The following is a 23,219-nucleotide window of genomic DNA, read 5'->3' as shown; positions in this document are numbered from 1 at the left end:
GGCGCCAACCTGGCTGAGAGTCAGAACAACCGCCTCAACCAGGAGTCGATCGCCGCATAGTCGTGATCAGTCAGACCACGGCGGGGGTCGACCCGGTGGAGCAGGGCGTTCGCTGGATGGTGAGCGGCGACCCAGGCCCGATCGGTGTCGGTGATCTCGTCGTCGACCCAGACGAACGGGCGTCCCGCCGCCCAGGCGACAAGGGTGCGGGTCTTCCAGTGCAGTCCGTTCCGCTCGTCCTGATCATCGATGTCGGACGGTTCCGGCCAGGCCACCACGGGCAGCTGCGGCAGACCAATGCGCGGGGCGATGCATTCGTTCGCGTCAGCCGTCCATGTCGTGGCCCAGACCACCTCGCACGGGAGCGCCGCCAGCCGAGGCCCGTGCGCGGGATCGAGTCGGGCCAGGAGTGGATTCGCGTCGGCATCGAGTGGTTCGAGGCAGGTGGCAGGGGCCGGATACTGCTCGGGCGCCGCACCGAACGGGATGAGCGGTCCGTCGACATCGAGAAACAGCAGCGGACGCTGCGGAGAGCCAGTCACACCGGCACGGTAGCGGCCGATCGCAACGGGGACTGGACTGTCTCGACCACGTCAGCCCTGCGGCCGGCCGCCGAACCTTCACGGCGATCCGCTCGAGGTCCGCCGGTCGTCCGTCAGGGGGAAGCAGGTTCGCGATCAGGTGTCCCTGAGTTCCCGCACTCCGGACCGTGGATACGTTGCGTGCGCAGTCGGCAGGCGAGCCACGGTCATGCCGCGGCCCCATGGAGTACCGCACGAGAGCGGAAACGAAATGGCATTCCCACGCATCAGAACGGCCGAACAGCACCGTCAGAGTCAACGACTTGCCGGATACCAGATCCGGACTGCGGCCTGGACTCCTTCGGCGAGATCCAGCACGCGGGCATCATGGCAAGCACACCGGGCACCGGTCGTGCGCGACAACCGGCTCGTAGGCAACCACATCGGGATCTACGCCGTCGCCACGGCGACCGTGCGGTCGTAGAACCGCGGTCGGCCGGGTCTCGCGAGGCGGGGTGGTGCCGAGTAGTTCGCAGGGTGTCGGACGGCTTGTCGGGATGGGCGAGGGCGTGGCGGGATAGAGGCTCTGTGTCGTTCAAGCTTCGGAGGCTGTGATGATCGTCCCGTTCGGGGTCCATGACTTTCTGGACCGTGCCGTCACTGTGTATGCCGACCGGGTGGGTGTGGTGGACGAGCCGGACCAACCGGCTGAGGTCTGGGAGGGGCTGACGTACCGGCGAGTGGGGGAGTTGGCGCGGGCTCAGGCTGCCGGGCTGGATGCGCTGGGTGTGCCGCTGGGCGCGCGCGTGGCGGTGGTCTCGCCGAACAGCGCGCGGCTTCTGACGTCGTTCTTCGGTGTCAGTGGTTACGGGCGGGTCCTGGTCCCGGTCAACTTCCGCCTGACGGCGGACGAGGTGAGCTACATCGTCGGTCACTCGGGGGCCGATGTGCTCCTGGTCGATCCGGAGTTGACGGAGCGTCTGGCCGATGTCGACTGCAGGCACCGTTTCACGCTCGGCGCCGCGGCCGATGCCGAGCTGTACCGCTTCGGCACCGCTCCGCAGGCCTGGGAGCCGGACGAGAACGCCACCGCGACCATCAACTACACCAGTGGTACGACGGCCCGGCCCAAGGGGGTGCAGATCACCCATCGCAACATCTGGGTGAACGCGGTCACCTTCGCGTTGCACGCCGGGGTGACGGACCGGGACGTGTATCTGCACACGTTGCCGATGTTCCATGCCAACGGCTGGGGCATGCCGTTCGCGATGTCGGCCCTGGGCGTGCCACAGATCGTGCTGCGCAAGGTGGACGGGGCCGAGATCCTGCGCCGGGTGGCCGAGCACGGTGTGACGGTGATGTGCGCGGCGCCCGCGGTCGTGGGGGCGGTGCTTGCGGCCGCCGAGTCCTGGGAGGGGGAGATCCCCGGCCGTGATCGGGTGCGGATCATCGTTGCGGGCGCTCCGCCGCCGACCCAGACGGTCGCGCGCGTGGAGTCGGAGCTGGGGTGGGAGTTCATTCAGATCTACGGCCTGACCGAGACCTCGCCGCTGCTGACCGTCAACCGTGCCCGCGCCGAGTGGGACGGTCTCGGCGCTGCGGAGCGGGCGGAGAAGCTGGTGCGGGCCGGTGCTCCCGCGCTGGGCGTGACGCTCAGGACGGACGCCGAGGGTGAGGTTCTCGCGCGCTCGAACGTGGTTCTGGAGGGGTATTGGGAGCAGCCGCAGGAGAGTGCGCGGGCGTTGTCCGGAGGCTGGTTCCACACGGGGGACGGGGGATCGATCGGCGAGTACGGCCATCTGACGATCAGTGACCGGAAGAAGGACGTGATCATCACGGGCGGGGAGAACGTGTCCTCGATCGAGGTGGAGGACGTCCTGTTCAGTCATCCGGCGGTTGCCGAGGTCGCGGTGATCGGGGTGCCTGACGAGAAGTGGGGCGAGACCGTGAAGGCGCTGGTGGTTCTTGCTCCCGGCGTGCGGGTGACGCAGGACGAGCTGATCCGGTTCTGCAAGGAGCGTCTTGCCGGATTCAAGGCGCCTACTTCGGTGGAGTTCCGCGAGGAGTTGGCGCGTACGACGACCGGCAAGCTCCAGAAGTACAAGCTGCGGGAGCCGTATTGGGAGGGCCACGAGCGAGGAGTCGGCTGAGCTGTTTTACCGGGGTGGGTGCCGATGCTGCTGGTGGTGAGGTGTTCGGACTGTGTACGAGCGGCATCGGCGCTGGTCGGCGGACGGCACGTGGGACAAGCTCTCGCGGCCGTCCTCGCGGACGCTGACGCGGAAGGCGTCGACTGGTCGATGGTGATGGTGAGCGTGGACTCCACCTCCTGCCGGGCTCACCAGCACGCTGGGAACCGGTCGTTCGCTCCTGGAAGTGAGGCGCCCCGCCCGGCCGGTTGACATAGAGTCAGGTGATCGGGAGAAGGACCCCACGCCGCGGAGCGAATCAGCACTTCACGCCGCTCGTCCGCGAACTGCCGGGCCAGGGAGACGTGTTGGGCAGAGCCTGAGGGTTGGTCGGCGCATCATGGTTCCGGTGATCGTCAGACGTGCACCGGTGCCCGCTCGTCCAAGAGGCCTTCGCTGCGCAGATCGTCCCAGACCTGAGCCGGGATCTTCGCGCCGAACGCCGCCATGTTGCGGCGTACTTCGTCGGCGGTACGCATGCCGACCACGATGCCCGAGACGGCGGGGTGGCGGAGCGGAAAGGCCATGGCCAGCTCCGGGAGCGTCACACCGTGTGTTTCGCAGACATCGGCGATGCGATGCGCCCGCTCCAACGTCTGCGGCGCGGCGGGCGCGTAGTCGAAGGTGGCACCCTCGACAGGTCGGGCCGTGGCAAGCAGCCCGGAGTTGAAGACCGACGCCGCGAGTACCGAGACCCCCCGGTCCGTGCAGGCGGGCAGCAGTTCGTCGAGGGCGCTCTGGTCCAGAAGCGTGTAGCGGCCGGAGAGCATGACTACGTCGACGTCCGACTCCTTGACCAGCCTGGTCAGTTTGCCGGGGTGGTACATCCCCGCGCCGATCGCGCCCACCACTCCCTGGCCGCGCAGTTCGGCGAGCGCCGGACAGCCCTCGCGCAACGCATCCTCGAAATGCTGCTCCGCGTCGTGCAGGAACAACACGTCGATACGGTCGACGCCTGTCCGCTCGAGGGAGTCCTCCACGCTGCGCAGAATGCCGTCCCGCGTGAAGTCCCACACCCGACGATGTGTCGCGGGCACCATGAAGCTCTCGTCCATCCGGCCCGCCGGGTCCTGCGGGACCAGCAGCCGGCCGACCTTCGTCGACAGCGTCACCTCCTCACGCGGCTTGCCGCGCAACAGACCACCGGTCCGGCGCTCGGAGTGACCGATGCCGTAGTGCGGAGAGGTGTCGAAGTAGCGGATCCCGCTGTCCCAGGCTGCCTCAAGGGCTGCCGCGGCGGTCTCGTCGTCCAGCGGAGCGAAGAGTCCCCCGAGCGGTCCGCCACCGAAGCCCAGTTCTGTGACCTGCACCTTGCTCTTCCCAAGCCGGTTTCGCCTCATCCACCGTTCCCCTCGTATAGCTGGTGACGCGACCATCCTGCCGTGGCGCGTGAGACGTTCCCAAGGGAATTTCCAAGCGTGTGGTCCGCTGGGCGGCAACCATGCCGGCCGCGGCCAGCATGGTGGAACTGACTGGCCCCGCCACGCGCCCGGTCGCTAACCTCGGCCGTCATGAACCAGCGGCAGCGGAAGAAGCTCTCCCATCGTCTCTTCGAAGCGATTCTGGTGGGTGAAACCGCCCGCGTGAAGGCGGTTCTGAGGGCTGGAGCCGACCCAGAACGAGCCGACAGCGAGGGCACCACCCCTCTCTACGAGGCATCCGTGAACGGGGAAGCCGAGATCGCCCGCCTGCTCCTGGCGGCCGGGGCCTCCCCTGACACCGAGAGCAGCGGACTCGGCGCGGACGGCACACCCCTGTGCGCGGCCGCATGCTGGGGGCACACCCAGACAGTGCGCGAACTGCTGGCACACGGCGCCGATCCGAACCTCCGGGAAGATCACGGCACAGGCTGGTCCCCGCTGGAGTGGGCACTCAAAGGCCCTCATCCCGAAACCGCCGATCTCCTCACCACGGCGGGGGCGACGCCCCGCGGGAGAACTACCTAGCCCCACCGTTCGCCATCACGGATCCCACCAGCACAATGGACCTCAAGAGCCACCTCAGGCCGGACTCAGGCACAGGCCCTGAGGAATTCGATGAGCGCCGCACACACCTCGTCCGGACGTTCCTGCTGAGTCCAGTGTCCACAGCCGGCCAGCTTGAGGGGCTTGCGCCAGAGGTTGGGCATGAGGTCGGGGAGGCGCTCGATGAGTTCGGGAGTGCCGGGGAACGCCGGAACCAAGTCGCGGTCGCCGTAGATGTACAGGGCGGGCGGGGTGACGACGGCGCCGTGCCAGGGAGCGGTCAGTTCCCAGTTGCGGTCGAGGTTGCGGTACCAGTTGAGGGCCCCGGTGAAGCCCTTGGAGAAACTCTCGGTGAGCGCGTCGAGATCCTCCTCGGTGAACCAGTCCGGCAGCACCTCGGGGTCCGGCATGGCCGCGAGCCAGCCCCGCTCGGGGTCGACCAGCGGCTGCATGCCCTCGCGGGCGCCCGGAGCGTCGCCGGAGGCCGAATAGAAGAACTTCCGCAACGCGGTGCGGGTGTCCTTGGCGAACTCGGCGTCGGCGACACCGGGGCGGTTGAAGTAGTTCCAGTAGAAGCGGCCTTCGAACCTCTTCTCCATGGCCGCCAGCGGAGGCTCCGTCCCCCGGAACGGGGGCGGCACGCTCAGGCCCGCCACCCCGAGCACCATGTCCGGTCGCAGCAGCGCGGTGTGCCAGGCGACCGGCGCGCCCCAGTCGTGCCCGACGACGTACGCCTTCTCCTCCCCCAGGGCGTGGATCAGTCCGACGACGTCGCCGACCAGGTGGAGGATGGTGTACGCGTCGACGGCGTCGGGATGGTCGCTGCGTCCGTATCCACGCTGGTCCGGGGCGACCACCCGGAAGCCCGCATCGGCCAGAGGGCCGATCTGGCGGTGCCAGGAGTGCCATGACTCAGGGAAGCCGTGCAGGAGCACTACCAAGGGGCCGTCGCCTTGCTCGGCGATGTGCAGCCGAACGCCGTTCACGTCAACCATTCGATGCTCAACCATGTGCATAAGGGTACGTGCCGTGATCTTCGCGCTCGGCTCACCAACAGCCCGCCTCACTCGTGTCGCAGCGAGCCGGCGAAGCGACTGGCTCAACGGTGAACGGGGTCAGGCCGGCCAGCGCGAGCGGGACACCTCCGCAGGAGTGGCCGGCCACTGTGTGGGGGGCCTCAACAGGAAGGCCGAGCATCCTGGATCGGCAGCCCGAAGCCGTGCGCTCGGGGGGTGTTCGTCCAGGCGAAGCCTGTTGGCGGCAGACGGCTTGGGAGCCCATCCCGTGGTCTGCCACAATGCAGGAAAACGGAACCCAGCTCCGTAGGCGATACGAGGCACCGTTCCGTTTCGCAAGTCTCATGGAAGGATCGCCGCGGTGAACGACAGCGGTCAGGGCGCGGGAAGTGCGGCGGGATCCCAGCGCAAGGATGCCCGGCGTAATCGACAGACCTTGCTGGATGCGGCCGCCGCAGTCTTCGTCACCTCGGGCGTAGAGGCGCCGGTACGCGACATCGCGGCCAAGGCCGGTGTCGGGATGGGCACGATCTACCGGCACTTCCCGACACGGGCGGACCTCATCATCGCGGTCTACCGTCACCAGGTCGACGCCTGCGCCGAGGCCGGTCCGGTTCTCCTGGCGAGCTGCGCCACTCCATACGCCGCGCTGGGGCAGTGGATCGACCTCTTCGTCGACTTCCTCGTCACCAAGCACGGACTCGCCGGCGTGCTGCAGCCCGACAACGCCGGTTTCGACACGCTGCACGCCTACTTCCTCGACCGGCTCGTGCCCGTGTGCAACCAACTGCTCGACGCCGCGGCCGCTCGCGGCGAGATCCTCTCCGGCCTTGAGGGCCTTGAGCTGATGCGCGGCGTGGGTAACCTCTGCGTCGGTGCGGACAGCGATCCGCGCTACGACGCACGCCGACTGGTCGGCCTCCTCATCGCCGGACTGCGCCGGCCGCAGTGACGACCGGCATGGCATCTGACGCAGGCCTTCCAGGGACTCGCCCCTGTTGGTGACTTTTCCGCTCTCCGGCGCTGGTGAGGTCGCGAACGAATCCCGAGTGCCGGGATGCCCTACAAGTCGATAGCCAGCTCATGGCGGGGCTCGTACAGGCCCACCTCGCCGCCGCCCGGCAGACGGAACTTGGTCAGCCGCCCCCAGCGCGCGTCGGTCACGGGCTGCGTGAACTCCACTCCTTTCGCGGTGAGGCTCTGCACGGTTGCGTCGACGTCGTCGCACATCAGATAGAGCTCCTGTGTCTCCGGGCCGTCCGTGGGATGCACGGCGATCTCGGTCGGCGGAAGCTTGAAGATCAGCCAGCCACCTCCTACGTCGACATGCGGATACTCCAGAACATCCCTGAAGAAGACCCGGTCCGCTTCCGCATCACGGCTGTATACGATGATGTGCCCACCAGTGATCATGCGTCCAGGGTAGGTCCTGACACGGACATCGCGGCGCTGCGTCGTCGCACAGGGTGTTGCGGTTCATTGCCCGTCAGCCGTCTGAGCAGAGCCACTGGCGGGATCACCGGCAAGTGATCAACGGTGTGTCAAGGCGGCTGTGGGCCGGTGCATCCCGGCCCGTCGACAGCCCTGACTCGAAAGCCCTGACCGACTGCGACCACGGGAGGCCTCTGGAACGCCGGGGCCCCGGCATCCTGCCGAGCGGGTCAACAGCCGTCAGTCCACCTTCACATACCCGGTGCTGAGACGCTCGTACCGGTCTGACCACGAGACACCTTCCACGTAACCAGGACCGACCCAAGTCGGCCGGATGCCGATTGTCTGCGGCGTCCTGACAACCGACGGACCGTATACGCTGACATGATGATGCTCATGTCCATGTGCCGAAAGGCCGATGCCGCGTAAGCGGCCCGGCGCGCTGCGCGCTGAACAGTCTCTCCGGGTCGCGTGGGGCTTGCCTCCGGACCGGATCCACGGCCTCTCTGCCCGAACCAGCGTCGCGATCGGGCGTGTGGAGAGGTACTCGGACGACTACTACGTCTACCCCGGCGCCACCGACCGTGCGCTACGGCGGTATCGAGCGTTTCTGCAACCACCCGGCCGACGACCCCTGTATCCGCAGGATGCGGAGTGTTCATGCCGCGGCTGCTCCTTCGACGACGTGCGGCACGCTCGCGACGTGCTTGGGGAGGTCCTGCGGCAGTTTCCCGCCCGGGCCCACGTCGAGCTGGAACACCGAGTGCGTGCCCTGGACACCAGGTACGTCGAGCGCACGCTGCCGGATCCGTTCGCCGCTCATCGGCAGTGGCGTCCTGACCTGTGGTGGCGACGACGTCTGGCCGGCGGTCGAGAACCTGGATGAGGGGCCTGGCCCAAGCCACGGTGAAATGATCAATGTGTGGTGCGAGGGAGCGGACACGGTCCGTCGAGGCCGGCCATGGAGCAAGCCTGCCCGGCCGAAGCAAGGGCCGTCGTCGGCAACACGACGGTGACCGCTGACGGCGGCTACCGCGGCGCCGGCCCGCTGATCCGGCACCGTCGTGTCGCGGTTCACCGCGGTGAGCGCGGCCTTCGACTTCGGCCAATGGCCGGGCAGGCTCGCCCGGGCGGCGAGAGATGGTGTCGGTCGTGACCGGGACCGATGGGGGAGGGCGAGCCGGGGCTCAACCCTGGGTCACTCCTGTGGCGGCTGTCTTCTTGGTCTTGGCGCGGGTCGGTGCGCCGAGTGCCCAGAAGATCACGCCCGTGACGATGAAGACGGCCAGCGGCACCGCCTCCGTCAGCAGATAGGTCCAGCGCTCGCTGTAACTCCAGCCGTCCGGCCGGAAGTCCGAGCTGAACCAGTCGAAGGGCGCGCCCGGGACCAGCAGTTGCACCGAGGCGAACAGGATCAGCAGCGTCAGCACGATCGTGATCGGCCAGGCAGCGGGAGCCCGGTAGGCACGCTCCACCTGCGGGTACTTGCGGCGGAGCACCGGCAGCGCCGGGAAGATGCCGAGGTAGCTGATGAGCGTCGTGGAGACGGCGAGCCCGAGCACGGCGCCGAAGAGCTTGCCCGCGTCACCACCGGTGAGCTGGTGGGCGAGGATCAGCACGCCGGTGGAGAGCACTCCGCTGAGCAGGTTGACGCGCACCGGCGTGCCGAACCGTTCGGAGATCACTCCCAGGCCGCGCGGCGCGGCACCGTCGTACCCGGAGACCGCCAGCGCACGGTCCGATCCCATGATCCAGGTGACGCCCGAGGAGAGCACAGTGAGGATGAACATCACTGCGGCCAGATCGCCCAGCACGGTCCCGGCTCCGCTGAGGGTGACCGTGCCGTCGGAGGCGACGTGGCCGCCGTAGACGGTGAAGACCTGGCGGATGGCGTCGAGGAAGCCGCCGAGACCGGTGATGGCCTTGACCGGGAGGACCAGCAGGATGCCGAGAATCGGCAGACCGTACAGCAGCACGCCGAGCCCGGCGGCGCGGAAGATGCCGTACGGGACGTCCTTCTGCGCGTCGGTCATCTCGTCGCCCGCGGTGTTGGGCAATTCGAAGCCGACGTAGTTGAACATCAGGACCGGGACCAGACCGACGAATCCGGCATACGTCGGGGAGAAGTCGCCGAAGCCGAAACCATGCAGGCCGTGCTTGAAGGCGTAGATGACCACGGTGAGCGTGAACAGGCCGAGCAGCACGAAACGGGACCACGCCCCGGCGGTGGGGATCCACTTGCCGACGTCGAAGGAGAGGATCGCCGCGAGCACGCCCACCCAGATGAAGAGCAGGGTGAAGACGTAGAAGGCGGGCGTGCTCAGATCCTTGCCGTCATTGAAGAAGGTGGTGAACGCGGCGACCGCCGAGACGGAGAGAGTGCCGCCGAGCCAGACCGGATTGGTCACCCAGTAGAGGAAGTTGTTGACTGCTCCGGCCAGCCGCCCGAAGGCCCGGCTGGTCCAGATGTACGGGCCGCCCTCCTCGGCGAAGGCCGTGCCCAGTTCCGCGGTGAGCAGTGCTGACGGGACGAAGAAGATGACGGCCAGCACGATCAGCCAGGTGAACGCCTCCGCTCCGGAGGCGGCGACCGTACCGATGGTGTCGAGGCCGACGAGGGTGCAGACCAGGAAGAACAGGATGTCGAAGCGGCCGAAGTGTTTGCGGAGTTTGTTCCGCTCGGACTCCGCTGCGAGAGTGGTGGTATCCACCTCGATTTTGGACAGACCAGCGGACACCCGGGCCTCCTGCTGATGAGCGTCGTCATGTTCGGCACATGGTGTGTCGGTGATCCGACGGGCGACAAGGCTTGAATCCCATTCTTGACCAAATCCCAAGTTCAGTACACCGCCGGAAACACCGTCGAAATGTACTCGCTACGTTGCGGGGAAAGTCCGTGACAGTGTGAAGCGACCGCCCGAATCGTTCCAACGACGTCCGAGTGCGAAATCGGCGATCCGGTAAGGCACAGACTCAAGGGAAAGAGACTCGCGTTCCGCCTGCGACCGTCAGCGACCTCCGCGGGTGTTGAGCCGGGCGGCCTGGCGTGTCAGGTGGTCGCGTTCGGCGAGGTTGGGTGCCTTTTGGGCCGCCTCGGCGTACAGCCGTGCCGCCGTGGTCAGGTCGCCGTCGCGCTCGTGGAGATAGGCCGCCACCGCGGTGTGGCGGGGCAGTGCGTCGTCCAGTGCCGCGAGCGCGGCCAGGCCGGCGCGCGGTCCGTCAGCCTCGCCGACAGCCACCGCGCGGTTGAGCCGGACGACCGGGCTGTCGGTCAGGCGCGCGAGCTCGTCGTACCACTCGACGATCTGCACCCAGTCGGTCTCCTGGGCGTTGGGCGCGTCGGCGTGGAGTGCCGCGATGGCGGCCTGGGCCTGGAATTCGCCCAGCCGGTCGCGGACGAGGGCCGCCTGCAGGATCTCGACGCCCTCGGCGATCGACTCGGTGTCCCACCGGCCGCGGTCCTGCTCGGCGAGCGGCACCAGGCTGCCGTCGGGCGCCGTCCGGGCCGCGCGCCGGGCGTGGTGGAGCAGCATGAGGGCGAGCAGCCCCGCCACCTCCGGATGGTCGATCGCGGCCGCGAGCTGCCGGGTGAGCCGGATGGCCTCGGCGGCGAGGTCGACATCGCCGGAGTAACCCTCGTTGAAGACCAGGTAGAGGACGCGCAGCACGGTGGCGACGTCACCTGGCTGGTCGAGCCGTACGCCGGAGACAGTGCGCTTGGCCCGGCTGATGCGCTGCGCCATGGTCGCCTCGGGTACCAGGTAGGCCTGGGCGATCTGGCGGGTGGTCAGCCCGCCGACGGCTCGCAGCGTGAGCGCGACCGCGGACGACGGCGTCAGCGACGGGTGGGCGCACAGGAAGTAGAGCTGGAGCGTGTCGTCCACCGCGGGCGCGGGTCCGGGCGCCGGCTCCTCGTCGACGAGGTCCTCGCGCCGACGGCGGGCGGCGTCCGCCCGGGTCGCGTTGAGGAACCGGCGCCAGGCCACGGTGATCAGCCAGCCCTTCGGGTCCCGTGGCGGGTCGTCCGGCCAGACGCGGACCGCCTCGACCAGCGCGTCCTGCACCGCGTCCTCGGCCGCCGCGAAGTCGGCTCCGCGGCGGACGAGGATGCCGAGCACGCTCGGTGTCAGGCTCCGGAGGAGAACCTCGTTCACGTCGGCGATCATTCCGTGATGGTGTGCTGCACGCCCAGGAACGGGCGCAGCTCCAGCCACTCGTGGATCGGCTTCCCGCCCGCCCCAGGGGCGGCCGACAGTTCTCCCGCCAGCTCCACGGCGCGCTCGTAGCTGTCGACGTCGATCACCATCCAGCCGGCGATCAGGTCCTTGGTCTCGGCGAACGGTCCGTCGGTGACCGGCGGGCGCCCCTCGCCGTCGTACCGGACCCACGTCCCCTCGGGCGCGAGCGCCTGACCGTCGATGAACTCGCCCGTCTTCTCGAGCCGGGCCGCGAAGTCGTTCATGTACTGCACGTGGGCCGAGATCTCCTCCGGCGCCCACTGGTCCATGGGCACGTCGTTGACCGCAGCCGGAGCGCCGCGGTAGTGCTTGAGCAGCAAGTACTTGGCCATCGTGTTTCTCCTCGGTGCTGGTCCGACCCATTGTGGTCGCGTTCACCACGGGGACGGAGCCAGCCACGGTTTCTCGACATGCCCGTCCGATTCTTTTTTGGCTCTCGTAGATGAGCCTGGGGACGCGCCTGGGGGAGCCGCCGGACAGGCCCGTTCGAGTGCCCGGTCGTTGGCGCTGAGGTCGCGGATCGTCATGGAGAGTGCGGACGGGCAGGCGATTGCGGAGGTCGCCCGGCGGCTGGGCATCACCACGGACACTTTTCGTGTCTGGCGCCGGTGTTTCCTTCACCGCGGGGTGGAGTGCCGGTACCGGCCGAAGTGCTGGATCAGACAGCACTGCGCGAGAACGTCGAGGGGGCTGCGGTTGATGCAGCTCAGATCGCCGACGGACAGTCGCGTGCGCGCCCACTGATGACGGCGAGCACGATTTCGCTCTCGCTGAGCTGAGCTGAACTGCTGCTCGGAGCTCGGAGCGCAGAGCGCCGGTAGGCATGCCACCGGCCGCTGATTGGCCCTCGCTCCGGAACGGCGCGCTAGGGAGACTGGGGATCTGATGCCGTACTTGAAGGAGTTGCGATGCAGGTAGCCGTGGTCACCTTCGACGGGTTCAACGAGCTCGACAGCTTTATCGCTTCCGCGCTGATCAACCGGTGCCGTAAGGACGGCTTGGAAGCCTTCATCACGACGCCGACGTCGGTGGTCACGTCGATGAACGGCGTCGAGGTGACCGGGCAGCGCCCGATGGAGTTCGTGACCGAAGCCGACGTCGTGCTGATCGGCAGCGGAGTGAAGGCACGAGACGTGGTCGCCGACGACCGGCTGATCTCCAGGATGTCGCTCGACCCTTCGCGACAGCTGATCGGTTCACAGTGCTCCGGCGCACTGGTGCTTGCGCGGCTCGGGTTGCTGGGTGGCATGCCGGTTTGCACGGACATGACGAGCCGGCCCTTTGTCGAGGCCTGCGACATCACCGTGCTGGACGCGCCTTTCCACGCCGAGGGGAACATCGCCACAGCGGGCGGTTGTCTGGCGTCACAGTATCTCGCCGCGTGGGTGATCACCCGGATGCTCGGGGAGGAGGCCTCGCGCGACGTCATCGGGTACGTGGCTCCGGTCGGCGAAAACCAGGAGACTGTCGCGCGCGCCATGCGTGCCGTCCACGCGGGCGAGGTCGTACTTGGCTGACGCTCCTCCGCGATCAGTCCTGCGGGGCCGCCTGAGATCATGGCGACGACTCCTGAGCGCGTTGAGAGCGTGGCATTGTCAGGGGTACGCGCGACATGTGGCAGTACTCTCGTCTCGCGCCGCGCGCGTGACCGGGTACGTGCGCCTGCTACCGGACCCCGATCCACGACCTGGCGTGCGTCGACCGGGTAGTCGTGACACTCGTCGTGGCGCGCTTCCAGTACATCAGTCGCTGGCCGAGCTGTACGGCAGCAACGTTCCAGCACCACCCACCCTGCGCTTGCCGTCCGCTCGCGGAGGAGGACATGCCGAGCGGCCCTGTCCGTGACCAGGCCGCCCGTCGCGGCCACGACCTCGGCCAGGCTTTCCTGACGGCCGAGCCGGCCTTGCAGCGAGGCCGGCTCACGCTGGAGGTTACGCACCGCAGGTCGGCGTATGGGCCGGACACGCCATTCAACACCCTCGCGGCGCGCCCAGGCCTACCCGGGAGTGGCGGAGCGGGCCCGCCACAGGTCGCGGAGCAACGCGATCTCGGCCATGTGATGGATGAATTCGAGGTTGGCACCCGACAGCACGGCAATGTATGGGTCGTCGGGGTCGGAGCCGTACGGGTACTGCGAGAAGCCGACCGTGTCGAGTTGGTCGTCGGTGAGGGCGGCGACGTCGTTGCGCCAGCGGTCGATCAGCGCCCAGAACCGCTCAAGTGCCACGGCGGCGGAGGGCGTGAAGTCGACCAGCGTTTTCGGCTCCTGCCGGCGTTCACCGAAGGTCCACTCCCATCCCCCCGCGAAGTGGAAGTGCAGATGTGCCAGCCGCCATGCGATGGTCGTGATCGGCGTCGTGTCGGGCTCCGGCGTACCGGTGTGGGCGAGGATCTGCTCGACCCGCTCGGCGCTCACACTCCAGTCATCGGCGATCTTGGCGACGGTCATGCCGCCGGCGGCCTGCCGGGCGACCTCGGCGTACTCGCTCGCCGGGATGTCCGCTTCGCCCAAGTCGAGCACCCACTCGCCCGGCCCGAACGCCCTGGGCGTCGCCGCCTCGCTCCGGCGCCGGAGCGACCAGCAACCAGGCGCCGGCTCCCACAAGTACTCCTCGTCGCCGAGCCCCGTGAGCCGCACCTGGGCCATCTCCCTGGCCTGGTCGAACTGGCTGAGCAGCAAGCCCAAACGGTCGGTCCGCACGCCTTCGGTCTCCATGCATTGGTTCCCTTCGCCGTCGTGTCTCGTACCTCACCGCGTTCAGGCGGAAGCTAACGGCTCACCTCACGAGGCGCCACCGATTTCCTCGCCGGGCATCTCCGATGAGCCGAGACGACCGCCTGATGCCGTGACCACATAGGTTCGCAGCGTTGGTGGTTCGAGCGGTTGGACGGGCGGTGACGTCCGTTCTCACCCGCCATCCCACGGCCCTGGGCGAGGAGGACCGCGTCGCCTTGCAGGACGTCCTGACCCGCCGCCCCGAGTTGGACGCCGCAGCCGGGCATGTCCGCGACTTCGGCGAGATGCTGTGCAGGGCTGGTCCGGCCCTGATGTGACGCGGATCACCGCAGCGCGGGCCGCGCAGAGGACAGGGAGGAGTGTGGAGATTTCATTGCGGGCTCGCGTGCGGGCCGGGGATCCGGATGCGTTCAGGCAACTCTTCGACGAGCACGCATCGGTGGTCCACCGGCATGCCGTCCGGATGACCGGCAACTGGGTCATGGCCGATGACATCGTCTCGCTGACGTTCCTGGAGGCGTGGCGGCTGCGTGAGCGGGTGTTGCCGGGTGACGACAGTCTGCGCCCGTGGCTGCTGGGGATCGCGACGAACGTCACGCGCAATACCGCGCGGGCGGCGCGAAGACATCAGGCCGCGCTCACCAGAGTCCCACCCCCCGACCCCGTGCCGGACTTCGCCGACGAGGTGGCACAGCGCCTGGCCGACACGGAGGAACTGGCCGCCGCGCATAAGGCGTTGAGCAAGATGCGCCGCGGGGAGCGCGAGGTGTTCACGCTCTGTGTGTGGGAGGGCCTGGACGCCGCCACGGCGGCCGAGGCCCTGGGCGTGGCCGTCGGCACCGTACGGGCCCGGCTCTCGCGCGCGAGAAGGCGCCTGCGCAAGCTCACCGAGCTCGAACTCGACGGCGGCACAGGCAGTACAGGTGGTGCGGGCAGCACGGTCTGCGCAGGTGGCACGGGCGCCATGAACGGCAGGGATGGCAGCCGTGGCACGGAAGGCGGCATCGGGCAGAGCGGAGTGCAACGCCCGGCCGCGGTCGGACAGTCACTGGGTAGCCGCCATCAGGCGGCTCGGTCCACGCAGGAGAAGAAGCGATGAACACCAACCCGCGACGACGCGATCAGCCGGTCGACTACCAGGACCTGGCCGAGTTGCTGCCCGCGCCGGGCCGTCCGGTGCTCGCGCAGGACCGCCACTACGTACTGAGGGAACACCTGATGGAGCACATCACCCACGAGACCACCCGCAATCAGTCGGGTGCGACGAACACCTCATCGAACACCTCATCGAGCACCTCACCTGTGACCCCCGCGCGTCAGCGCCCCGGTCGGCGTCTCGTACTCGTCGCGGCACCACTGGCACTGGCTACCGTCGTCGGCCTGGGCGTGGTGGCGGTCGACAGCGCACATGACGGCAAGCGCGAAACCGCTGCCGCAGGTGTCACCGCAGACGACCACCGGAAGGCCACGCAGTTGCTGGACCGGATCGCCCTGGCGGCGGCCGACCGCCCGGCGGTCACGGTACGCGACGACCAGTACATCTACACCAAGTCCCAAGGATCGGCTGGCGAGTTGGGCGTCGATTTCAGCAGTCCCGAAGACCTCGCGAAGCGCAAGGGGACCTTCAAGGTGGAGGAGTACAAGGGGACCGTCCGACAAGAGCAATGGAATTCGGTGGACGGCAAGCGGGACGGTTTGCGGAAGGGTGTCGCGCTCTCCGACCCTTCCCAGAAGATGGTCATGAACATGGTCGGCACCGGATATCTGACCTTCCGGCAGCTTGAGGCTCTGCCTACCGATCCCGACGCGCTGCTGAAGAAGCTCTCCGGCGACGCCAAGAATGTGGACGCGAGCCGCAGCACGGAAGTGGTCGTGGAGAACCTCGGAGCCATACTCGACGACGCCACGCTGCTGCCCGACCTCAGCGCCGCGCTCTACCGCGCCGGCGCCAAGCTCCCAGGTGTGCGCGTTGTGGACCACGTCAAGGATGCCGCAGGGCGGGAAGGTGTGGGCCTCACGTTCGACGGCGCCCCGAAGGGCTACGCCTGGGTCTTCGACTCGTCGAGTCTTGTCTACCTCGGAACAACCAAGAGCGCGCTCCTGGGAATTGGCGTCGCGGACAACACGGGTGAGGTGCCGGTCAGCTCTTCCTGAGTCAGCCTCGGCGCCGCCGCGCGGCCGGATCAGAGGGAGTCCGTGTCCATATCCGGCGAATACGCGTACGAGCGACCATGTTCGGGACATCGCTCGGAGCCACGCTTGGAAGATCGAGGCGGTGCAGCGTCACGCCTTGAGGGCGATGAGGGGCCCGGGATGTGCGGGGGCGAGACGGCTCTTCGGATTCTGATTGATCACCTGCTGTTCGTGGAACGCCGGCCCGAGGCGTGGGCCCAGCTTCAACGGGACTGGGAGGACCGGGGGCTCTGGACCTCTATCGGCACTGCTGGGGCTTTCCGGGACTTGTTCCCCGCGCAGGCGGACTGCGGTGAGATCGCTTCGGTGTACGCGGAGTTCGTGCATCGACGAGGCTGGCAACGGCCTGACCACGTTCTCACGGGGGGAGGCGTACGAGACCCTCACGGGCCGTGTCCGGCGGTGGGCCACCGTCGACCGCACATGGGCGGACGTGACGGTGGAGTTCGGCTCCCCCTCTGTGCTGTTCGGAGGGAACAACCCTCTGTACGGGAAGACGCTTGGTTACCTCACTGAGGATCCGCAGCAGCCGATGGTGGTCTTCCACCTATGGAACGGCAGCGATCCAGCGGCCGGATCGTGGCCGCCCGAGCATGAGCAACCGCTGCTTCTCGCAGTGCGCTTTGGCCGGAGGTCGTTCCGAGGATCGTTGACCTTCACCCCCGAAGGCGAGCGGAGGAAGCCGACGATCGATGATCCTTGCCTCGCGCAGTAGCAGGTCCGGCGGTGAACGGTGGACCTGGCGCTGGCGCCCGAGCACCGACCCCGACCGGTTCCGGTACACCGGCCCTGTTGTTTCGTTCAGGCCATGGCCATGGCCAAGGGCACCCACGACTCCGCGTTCGCACAGGCTCTCGCAGTAATCCGGTGCCAAGCCGAGTAGTGCGGCCCTCGCCCTCCTGCCCGACAGCGGTGCCGGCGGCGGGTGATGTCTGCTTCCAGTCCTCCTGGGCGACCCAATGCGAGGCCGGCCCCGCCTCGTCGTCGGCGCTACGGGCGAAGGCTTCGTCTCTGGTCCAGTGGGCGATGTGGTCGTCGCACATGGCCCTGGCCGCGACCGACTGCCCGCTCGGCCGGCCGCCGGCCGTCGCATGACGCCGTCCGTCCAAGGACTGCGACCGCTGAACCCATCCGGTCATGGCACCAGGCCACGTCGACACCTGGCCCGATGGCATGCCGCCGCAACGTGCGCGACGGGGAATACCTCCTCGGCAGTCCGAGATACATCCTGGCCTGGACGTTGACGTCCAGGTGTCCCGCGTGCCGGGAAGTCTCCTCCAGCAGGCGGATCACGGCCCGGCGCCGACGGCCACTGCCGTCGAACCAGCGAGATGGTGGCATCGTCGACGAAGGCGATAGCTGCGCTGACGTCGTCCAGGCCGCACCGCTGTATGCGGCGGGGTCGCTTCAGCCGCTGTTCTGAGCCTTGTGCCATGGCGATGCAGCGCGGGTCTCTTAAGCAGCAAGCCATCGCGCATCGTAGGGGCCCGCAAGCTCCGCGAATGGCCGTACGGGGCGACCCACTCGGACAGGGGCACTTTGAATGAGCGTCAGCGGCCGCCGGCCCTCCACGGCCAGCATCCTCGCCCCCATCGTTGAGCCCGGGACCAGGGCTCGTACAAGGGGTGGACGAGGATGCTACTGACACCTGTTCTTACCAGGTCACCGGCAGCTCCAGTGGAAAGCGCCGGATCGTCTCCGTGTCCCACCGTACTTCCTCCGGCGGCACCGCAAGGCGCAGCCCGGGGAAGCGCTTCAAGAGGCGCCCGATCGCCACTTCCATCTCAGCCATGGCCAAGGGCACCGCGATGCACCGGTGTCCGCCCCAGCCGAACGTCATGTGCGGCTGGTACGGCCGGTCGGGGTCGAGGACGTGTGAGTCCGGGAAGCGTTTCGGGTCACGGTTGGCCGTCAGGTACGACACGTGGACGAACTCGCCCGCCCGGATCTGTACGCCGTCCAGCTCCACATCCTCAAGGGCCACCCGGGGGATACCGACCCCCTTGCGGAACGGGATGTGGCGGAGCATCTCCTGCAGGACGTCAGTCAGGGAGTCCGGCCGACGCCTGAGGTGTTCCATCAGCTCGGGACGCGTCAGGAGCAGGTATGCGATGTCGCTGATCTGGCATGTTGCCGTGTCCTGGCCGCTGAGTGTCAGCGTCAGGGCCATGACCGCCAGTTCCCTGTCGTCAAGCTGATCCTCGCCGTCTCGCGCTGCGGCCATCGCGCTGATGAGGTCCTTGCCGGGGGAGCTCCGGCGCTGCTCGACGAGTTTGGCGAAGTAGTCCGTCAGATCGGCCTTGGCGCTCGCCGCGGCCTCCTTGTTGCCCGCGCCGACGACGAGCAACTGTCGCACGGACTCCTGCATCTGGGGCCAGTCCTCCTGTTCGACGCCGAGGAGGTCCAGGATGGTGTGCTGGGGAAGCGGGTCGGAGAGGTACTGAACCAGGTCGGCCGGCGAGCCGTCCTCCTCCATCTTGTCCAGCAGGACGTCCGCGAGCCAGATGATCCGGCTCCGCATTCCGTCGACCTGCTGCTGGGTGAAGGCCTGCGAGGCCAGCTGGCGGACACGGCTGCTGTGCGGCGGGTCCATCACGTTGATCGATTCGGGCGAGACGATGGGCTCCGGGGTCAGCCGGGGGTAGTCGTGGCCGATGATGGCGGCCCGGCTGAGCCGGTGATCGGTGGTCACCTGCTTGACGGCGTCGAATCCGGTGATCAGCCAGGCGTCCGAATCGCCGTAGGGAAGCCGGATGCGAGTGGGGGAATCGCGGTCCATCAGGTCCGCGAGCACAGGGTCGAACTCCAGGGCTTCGCTGAAGTCGAACGGGCAGATGTTTGTCTTGTCGTCCGCGGTCATCAGGCGGCTCCTCCGGGCATGGGTACGACGTTGGGGGTGTCCACGGCCCGGCGAATGGCCTCGGCGAGGCTGACGGCATCGCCGACGGCCCAGTAGTGGACGAAGAACATGTGTGGATCGTCGGTGAGGTTGTGGTAGCGCGCCTCGACGAGTTTGACGCCACCGCGCGGCTGGGCCACGAGGACGGGTTGGACTTCCTTGGCGATCACGACCAGGTCACCGCTGGGGGCAGCCTTTCCGCCGCCGAGCGGCTGGAAGTTGACGGAAGTGGTGGCGACCGGTCTCGGAGGCAGGATCGCACGGCCGTCGGTGACAGTCTCGCGGTGGACATCTGAAAATCTGCAGTTCGCGCTCGGTGACCACGGCGTTGCCCATCAAAAGCGTGCTGTCGTCCGGGTGACGGATGGGGGACACGCGCGTGCCCAGAACGAGCGAGCGGTTGATCCGAATGCCGCGAGAGAAGGCCGTGCGGTCCCGGCACGGCAAGCCCGTGTGGTGCATGAACCGCCTCAGGTCAGCGGTCGGGCCGAGAGCGTCACCCACGCCCGCCCAGCCCGTCGGCTGGGCCATTACCGGCTCGGCCGGGGAGCGGTCCTCCGGTCCGGCGGACAAGGCGCGGGCCGTGGCGGGCACACCGGTGAGTACGGGCGCAACGGCGGCCGCGGCCGGCATACGGCGCCGGGACGGGGTGAGCCGAGAGTGGGTGTCCTGCTGTCGCTTTTCAGCCATGACATATGCCTCCTGGCGCGATGGAAGCACAGGAGACCTCGTGGAACGCTGATCGGCACAGCCGCATCCCGCCAGGTGGGTTAACTGGCTGCCGCCTATGGCCCGCGCCTGCTCAGCAGCTCGCCGCACGAGCCATCAAAGCCATCCCCACCGGCATCTGCCGGACGTGCCGTGACGGGCGAAGGATGACGCGGAGCCGAGTGTTGCCCGCCACGACTTCTACGATGCGTTCGCCCCGGACGGTCGTGTAGGTGTCGCCGGTCTTCTGCGGCGACGTGCGTCACCCGTATGGCCCATGCGTGTGGCCCTGTTGCGCTGTCGCGGTTGTGTGGGTGGTGGCGCAGCCGTGCCGTCCAACGCGCCTCAGCCGTACAGGCTCGCCGCCTGGCGAACCTGCTCTAGGCCGTCCGACTGGAAGATGTCGTCTCGTGGTGCGTCAGGAACATTCGATTCTCAGTCGGATGGCGCACGCCTGAGGGTCACGCCGACATGGCCTGCTCGCCGCTTTCGGTGCCCTCGGCGCAGGCGGCGGCCAGGTCGTCCAGGGACAGGTGCAGCGCGTGGGCCAGGGCTGCCACGGTGAAGAAGGCCGGGGTCGGGGCCCGGCCGGTCTCGATCTTGCGAAGGGTCTCAGCGGACACCCCGGCTGCTGCTGCCACGTCGACCATGCTGCGGTCACCGCGTGCCCGGCGGAGCAGGATCCCGAAGCGCTCTCCGCGTTGCCGCTCTTGCGGACTCAAAGGAACTCTCACCATGCCCGTGATACTAATACCGGTATAAGTATTGGTCATCGTCGCATCGCAGGGAGTCACGACACATGGTGGAGATCAAGACCGACACGGCACTGGAGGCGATGCGAGAAGCCGGACGCGTCGTTGCCCATGCGCTCGCAGCCGCCCGTACCGCGGCAGCTGTGGGCGTTCGCCTGCGCGAGCTCGACGAAGCCGCCCGCACCGTTCTGACCAAGGCCGGAGCACGTTCTCCGTTCCTGGGATACCAGCCCTCCTTCGCCCCGACCCCCTTCCCCGCCGTGATCTGCGCGTCCGTGAACGACGCCGTCTCGCACGGCATCCCCGACGACTACCGCCTGCGCGACGGCGACCTGGTCAGCATCGACTGCGGAGCCGAACTCGACGGCTGGACCGGCGACGCCGCGATCAGCTTCACCGTCGGCACCCCTCGCCCCGCCGACCTCGAACTGATCTCCGCTACCCAGCAGGCCCTGGACGCCGGCATCGCCGCCGCCACCGTCGGCCATCGGATCGGCGACATCTCCCATGCCATCAGCACGGTCGCCCGCAAGGCCGACTGCGGCATGCCCGCCGACTTCGGCGGCCACGGCATCGGCCGCCAGATGCACGAAGACCCCCACGTGCCCAACCACGGACGACCCGGCCGCGGCTTCCCCCTGCGCCATGGCCTCGCCCTGGCCATCGAACCCATGCTCATGGCCGGAGGGCGCAACGACTACCACACCGACCCCGACGGATGGACCCTGCGCACGATCGACGGCAGTCGAGCCGCCCACTTCGAACACACCATCGCCATCACCGAGGACGGCCCCCGCATCCTCACCCTTCTCTGACCTCGGATCCGCTCCCACCCGGCAGCCAGAGACGACGGCCGTGCTCGGCCAGGCACCGACCTCCGATCACGGCTCCTACCGGCGCCGAGCCCTGGTTGGCAGTACCGGCAACCCTTGAACGCGGAGCGTCCAGGCCCGCGGCCCGAGCCGTCTCGCCCACCCTGACCGCCTCCGAGCGGTCCAGTCGGCCGGCCTTGATCACCGCGTTGCAGGTCGCCGAAGTCAGGTCGCCGGCCTGCCAGGTACCTGCCGAGGCCGGCACCCCGCTGTCGCGCTGGTCCTGCCTGGCGCGTCTTCTGGGCCACCGCGCCCAGGGGGTCCCCCCTGTTCCCCGCCGACCAAGCGGCCGGGGGTTAGCCCTACCCGGACCTGGGTGGTTACCACGATCGTCCCGCGTGATCACTTCCGAGATGCTGGGCCCATAAGCCGGTGGTTACCCAATGATTCCAAGGGAGTTGGCTCGTGCGTCAGCAGGCATGGCTGAGGTTTTGTTCGTCCGGGCGGCGGAGTGGTCGGCGCAGAGCCGTGCCGGCCGCGGCCGCGTTGGCCGTCGGCGTCATGACGATGGGCGCCCTGGCCTCGCCCGCGGCGTCTGCCGCCGCCAGGCCGCACTCCGTCCAAAACGGCCTGAACGCGCTGGTGCACACCGACGGCGTGCCCGCCGCGCTGGCGAGCGTCAAAGACCGTGACGGCCGCACCCGCACCTACACCGCAGGGGTCGGCGACCTGGCCACCGGAGCGAAGGCGCCCCGGGACGGTCAGGTGCGCATTGGCAGCAACACCAAGTCGTTCACGGCGGTGGTCGTGCTGCAACTGGTCGGTGAAGGCAAGATCGGCCTTGACGCCCCGGTCGACACCTATCTGCGCGGTCTCGTCCGCGGGGACGGGATCGACGGACGCCACATCACCGTCCGCCAACTGCTCCAGCACACCAGCGGACTTCCCAACTACAGCAAGTACCTCAGCGACGACATCCGCTACTACGACCCCCGCGAACTCCTCGACCTCGCTCTCCAGCACAAGGCTGACTTCACCCCCGGCGCGAACTGGGCCTACAGCAACACGAACTACCTGGTGGCCGGCCTGATCGTTCAGAAGGTCACCGGCCGTCCCCTCGCCGAGGAGATCGACCAGCGCGTCATCAAACGCATCGGACTGCGCCACACTTACTTCCCCGTCCCAGGCGAGGTGACGATCCGGGAGCGCCATCCCAGGGGTTACTACCAGGATTCGGCAGCCGCGCCTCTGGTCGACGCCACGGAATGGGACCCTTCCTGGGCCTGGGCCGCGGGCCAGATGGTGTCCACCAACTCCGACCTGAACCGGTTCTTCACCGCGCTGTCGGCCGGCCGCCTCCTCCCGAAGGCTCAGCTGCACCAGATGCGCACCACTGTCCCCGCCCGTTACCCCTTCCCCGCCGGTGCCCGTTACGGGCTGGGACTCGTGAGCACACCGCTGTCGTGCGGCGGTGTGTACTGGGGCCACGGCGGCAGCATGACGGGATACGAGACCCGAGGCGGCGTCACCGAGGACGGCCGCGCGGCCAACGTCGCCGTGACCGTACAGCCGAGCCAGGCAGTGAAGGAGCACATGGACGGTGTCGTGGACACGGCCCTGTGCCGCTGAACCGCGCTACTTGGAGATCGCGGTACGGAGACCGCGATGTGCTGGCAACGATCTTCTTCGTGGCGACCATGGGATGCACGTGGGGGCTGCTCCCGGCGGTGTGTTCAGACCAACTGGGGCGACGGCTCAC

General features: G+C 68.2%; 22 protein-coding genes and 1 pseudogene. 11 read left to right on the top strand and 12 right to left on the bottom strand.

Annotation, left to right across the window (positions count from 1 at the left end):
• Positions 1 to 20: 20 nt before the first annotated feature.
• Positions 21 to 542, bottom strand: a complete 522-nt coding sequence (locus ACZ69M_RS25675) for an HAD domain-containing protein (RefSeq protein ID WP_470053262.1) — start codon at positions 540 to 542, stop codon at positions 21 to 23.
• Between the two features lie 593 nt (positions 543 to 1,135).
• Between ACZ69M_RS25675 and ACZ69M_RS25670 the strand changes: the two genes are divergently transcribed.
• Together ACZ69M_RS25670 and ACZ69M_RS25665 are read left to right on the top strand one after the other, a co-directional pair.
• Positions 1,136 to 2,671 (top strand): AMP-binding protein, encoded by a 1,536-nt coding sequence (locus ACZ69M_RS25670; RefSeq protein ID WP_470053260.1) that lies wholly within the window; start codon positions 1,136 to 1,138, stop codon positions 2,669 to 2,671.
• 46 nt (positions 2,672 to 2,717) lie between these two features.
• Positions 2,718 to 2,878 (top strand): annotated as a pseudogene (locus ACZ69M_RS25665) (IS5/IS1182 family transposase); the annotation flags it as partial.
• Positions 2,879 to 3,066: 188 nt separating this feature from the next.
• Here the strand turns inward: ACZ69M_RS25665 and ACZ69M_RS25660 are convergent.
• A complete protein-coding gene (locus tag ACZ69M_RS25660; protein ID WP_470053258.1) occupies positions 3,067 to 4,050 on the bottom strand; it encodes an aldo/keto reductase in 984 nt (327 codons plus the stop codon).
• Positions 4,051 to 4,221: 171 nt separating this feature from the next.
• Here ACZ69M_RS25660 and ACZ69M_RS25655 point away from each other — a divergent pair, with 171 nt between their 5' ends.
• Entirely contained in the window at positions 4,222 to 4,656 is a 435-nt protein-coding gene (locus ACZ69M_RS25655; protein WP_470053256.1) for an ankyrin repeat domain-containing protein, read from the top strand.
• A gap of 65 nt (positions 4,657 to 4,721) precedes the next feature.
• Here ACZ69M_RS25655 and ACZ69M_RS25650 read toward each other — a convergent pair whose 3' ends face one another.
• Complete coding sequence (locus ACZ69M_RS25650) at positions 4,722 to 5,684, bottom strand: alpha/beta fold hydrolase (protein WP_470053254.1); 963 nt, start codon at positions 5,682 to 5,684, stop codon at positions 4,722 to 4,724.
• Between the two features lie 367 nt (positions 5,685 to 6,051).
• On the opposite strand from ACZ69M_RS25650, the gene ACZ69M_RS25645 reads away from it, so the two are divergent.
• Positions 6,052 to 6,642 (top strand): TetR/AcrR family transcriptional regulator, encoded by a 591-nt coding sequence (locus ACZ69M_RS25645; protein WP_470053252.1) that lies wholly within the window; start codon positions 6,052 to 6,054, stop codon positions 6,640 to 6,642.
• A 110-nt stretch (positions 6,643 to 6,752) separates the two neighbouring features.
• Here the strand turns inward: ACZ69M_RS25645 and ACZ69M_RS25640 are convergent, their stop codons facing one another.
• From ACZ69M_RS25640 to ACZ69M_RS25620, 5 genes are all read right to left on the bottom strand, one after another.
• Positions 6,753 to 7,103, bottom strand: a complete 351-nt coding sequence (locus ACZ69M_RS25640; RefSeq protein ID WP_352048903.1) for a VOC family protein — start codon at positions 7,101 to 7,103, stop codon at positions 6,753 to 6,755.
• Positions 7,104 to 7,779: 676 nt separating this feature from the next.
• Positions 7,780 to 7,944 (bottom strand): hypothetical protein, encoded by a 165-nt coding sequence (locus ACZ69M_RS25635; RefSeq protein ID WP_470053250.1) that lies wholly within the window; start codon positions 7,942 to 7,944, stop codon positions 7,780 to 7,782.
• 364 nt (positions 7,945 to 8,308) lie between these two features.
• Entirely contained in the window at positions 8,309 to 9,832 is a 1,524-nt protein-coding gene (locus tag ACZ69M_RS25630; protein ID WP_452976283.1) for an APC family permease, read from the bottom strand.
• Positions 9,833 to 10,129: 297 nt separating this feature from the next.
• Complete coding sequence (locus ACZ69M_RS25625) at positions 10,130 to 11,275, bottom strand: RNA polymerase sigma factor (RefSeq protein WP_470053860.1); 1,146 nt, start codon at positions 11,273 to 11,275, stop codon at positions 10,130 to 10,132.
• A gap of 8 nt (positions 11,276 to 11,283) precedes the next feature.
• On the bottom strand, positions 11,284 to 11,691 hold the full coding sequence (locus ACZ69M_RS25620) for a YciI family protein (protein ID WP_352048906.1): 408 nt from the start codon (positions 11,689 to 11,691) through the stop codon (positions 11,284 to 11,286).
• A 1-nt stretch (position 11,692) separates the two neighbouring features.
• Between ACZ69M_RS25620 and ACZ69M_RS25615 the strand changes: the two genes are divergently transcribed.
• Positions 11,693 to 12,103 (top strand): helix-turn-helix domain-containing protein, encoded by a 411-nt coding sequence (locus ACZ69M_RS25615; RefSeq protein ID WP_470053858.1) that lies wholly within the window; start codon positions 11,693 to 11,695, stop codon positions 12,101 to 12,103.
• Between the two features lie 164 nt (positions 12,104 to 12,267).
• Positions 12,268 to 12,876, top strand: a complete 609-nt coding sequence (locus ACZ69M_RS25610) for a DJ-1/PfpI family protein (RefSeq protein ID WP_470053247.1) — start codon at positions 12,268 to 12,270, stop codon at positions 12,874 to 12,876.
• A gap of 479 nt (positions 12,877 to 13,355) precedes the next feature.
• Here ACZ69M_RS25610 and ACZ69M_RS25605 read toward each other — a convergent pair whose 3' ends face one another.
• Positions 13,356 to 14,075, bottom strand: a complete 720-nt coding sequence (locus tag ACZ69M_RS25605; RefSeq protein WP_470053245.1) for a DinB family protein — start codon at positions 14,073 to 14,075, stop codon at positions 13,356 to 13,358.
• 179 nt (positions 14,076 to 14,254) lie between these two features.
• On the opposite strand from ACZ69M_RS25605, the gene ACZ69M_RS25600 reads away from it, so the two are divergent.
• The 3 genes from ACZ69M_RS25600 to ACZ69M_RS25590 are packed head-to-tail and all read left to right on the top strand — an operon-like array spanning position 14,255 to position 16,250.
• Positions 14,255 to 14,413, top strand: coding sequence for a hypothetical protein (locus ACZ69M_RS25600; RefSeq protein WP_470053243.1), 159 nt, complete (start codon positions 14,255 to 14,257; stop codon positions 14,411 to 14,413).
• 44 nt (positions 14,414 to 14,457) lie between these two features.
• Positions 14,458 to 15,195, top strand: coding sequence for an RNA polymerase sigma factor (locus ACZ69M_RS25595; protein WP_470053241.1), 738 nt, complete (start codon positions 14,458 to 14,460; stop codon positions 15,193 to 15,195).
• Positions 15,192 to 16,250 carry a CU044_5270 family protein gene (locus ACZ69M_RS25590; protein WP_470053239.1) on the top strand — a complete coding sequence of 353 codons (1,059 nt, stop codon included), beginning with the start codon at positions 15,192 to 15,194 and terminating at the stop codon, positions 16,248 to 16,250. Before ACZ69M_RS25595 ends, ACZ69M_RS25590 begins: the two co-directional genes overlap by 4 nt.
• Before the next feature lie 1,693 nt (positions 16,251 to 17,943).
• Here the strand turns inward: ACZ69M_RS25590 and ACZ69M_RS25585 are convergent.
• From ACZ69M_RS25585 to ACZ69M_RS25575, 3 genes are all read right to left on the bottom strand, one after another.
• The gene (locus ACZ69M_RS25585) at positions 17,944 to 19,149 is read right to left on the bottom strand and encodes a cytochrome P450 (protein WP_470053237.1); all 1,206 of its coding nucleotides are present in this window, start codon (positions 19,147 to 19,149) and stop codon (positions 17,944 to 17,946) included.
• Positions 19,149 to 19,442: a DUF1259 domain-containing protein gene (locus ACZ69M_RS25580; protein WP_470053856.1), complete on the bottom strand. Its 294-nt coding sequence runs from the start codon at positions 19,440 to 19,442 to the stop codon at positions 19,149 to 19,151. The genes ACZ69M_RS25585 and ACZ69M_RS25580 overlap by 1 nt, the downstream gene beginning before the upstream one ends.
• 915 nt (positions 19,443 to 20,357) lie before the next feature.
• A complete protein-coding gene (locus tag ACZ69M_RS25575) occupies positions 20,358 to 20,633 on the bottom strand; it encodes a helix-turn-helix domain-containing protein (protein WP_470053854.1) in 276 nt (91 codons plus the stop codon).
• Between the two features lie 62 nt (positions 20,634 to 20,695).
• On the opposite strand from ACZ69M_RS25575, the gene map reads away from it, so the two are divergent.
• Both map and ACZ69M_RS25565 read left to right on the top strand, forming a co-directional pair.
• Complete coding sequence (gene map / locus ACZ69M_RS25570) at positions 20,696 to 21,463, top strand: type I methionyl aminopeptidase (protein WP_470053235.1); 768 nt, start codon at positions 20,696 to 20,698, stop codon at positions 21,461 to 21,463.
• A 525-nt stretch (positions 21,464 to 21,988) separates the two neighbouring features.
• Entirely contained in the window at positions 21,989 to 23,089 is a 1,101-nt protein-coding gene (locus ACZ69M_RS25565) for a serine hydrolase domain-containing protein (RefSeq protein WP_470053852.1), read from the top strand.
• Positions 23,090 to 23,219 lie beyond the last annotated feature (130 nt).

The sequence above is a fragment of the Streptomyces sp. NPDC107454 genome (assembly GCF_055582885.1).
This window is presented reverse-complemented; position numbering and strand designations above follow the sequence as displayed.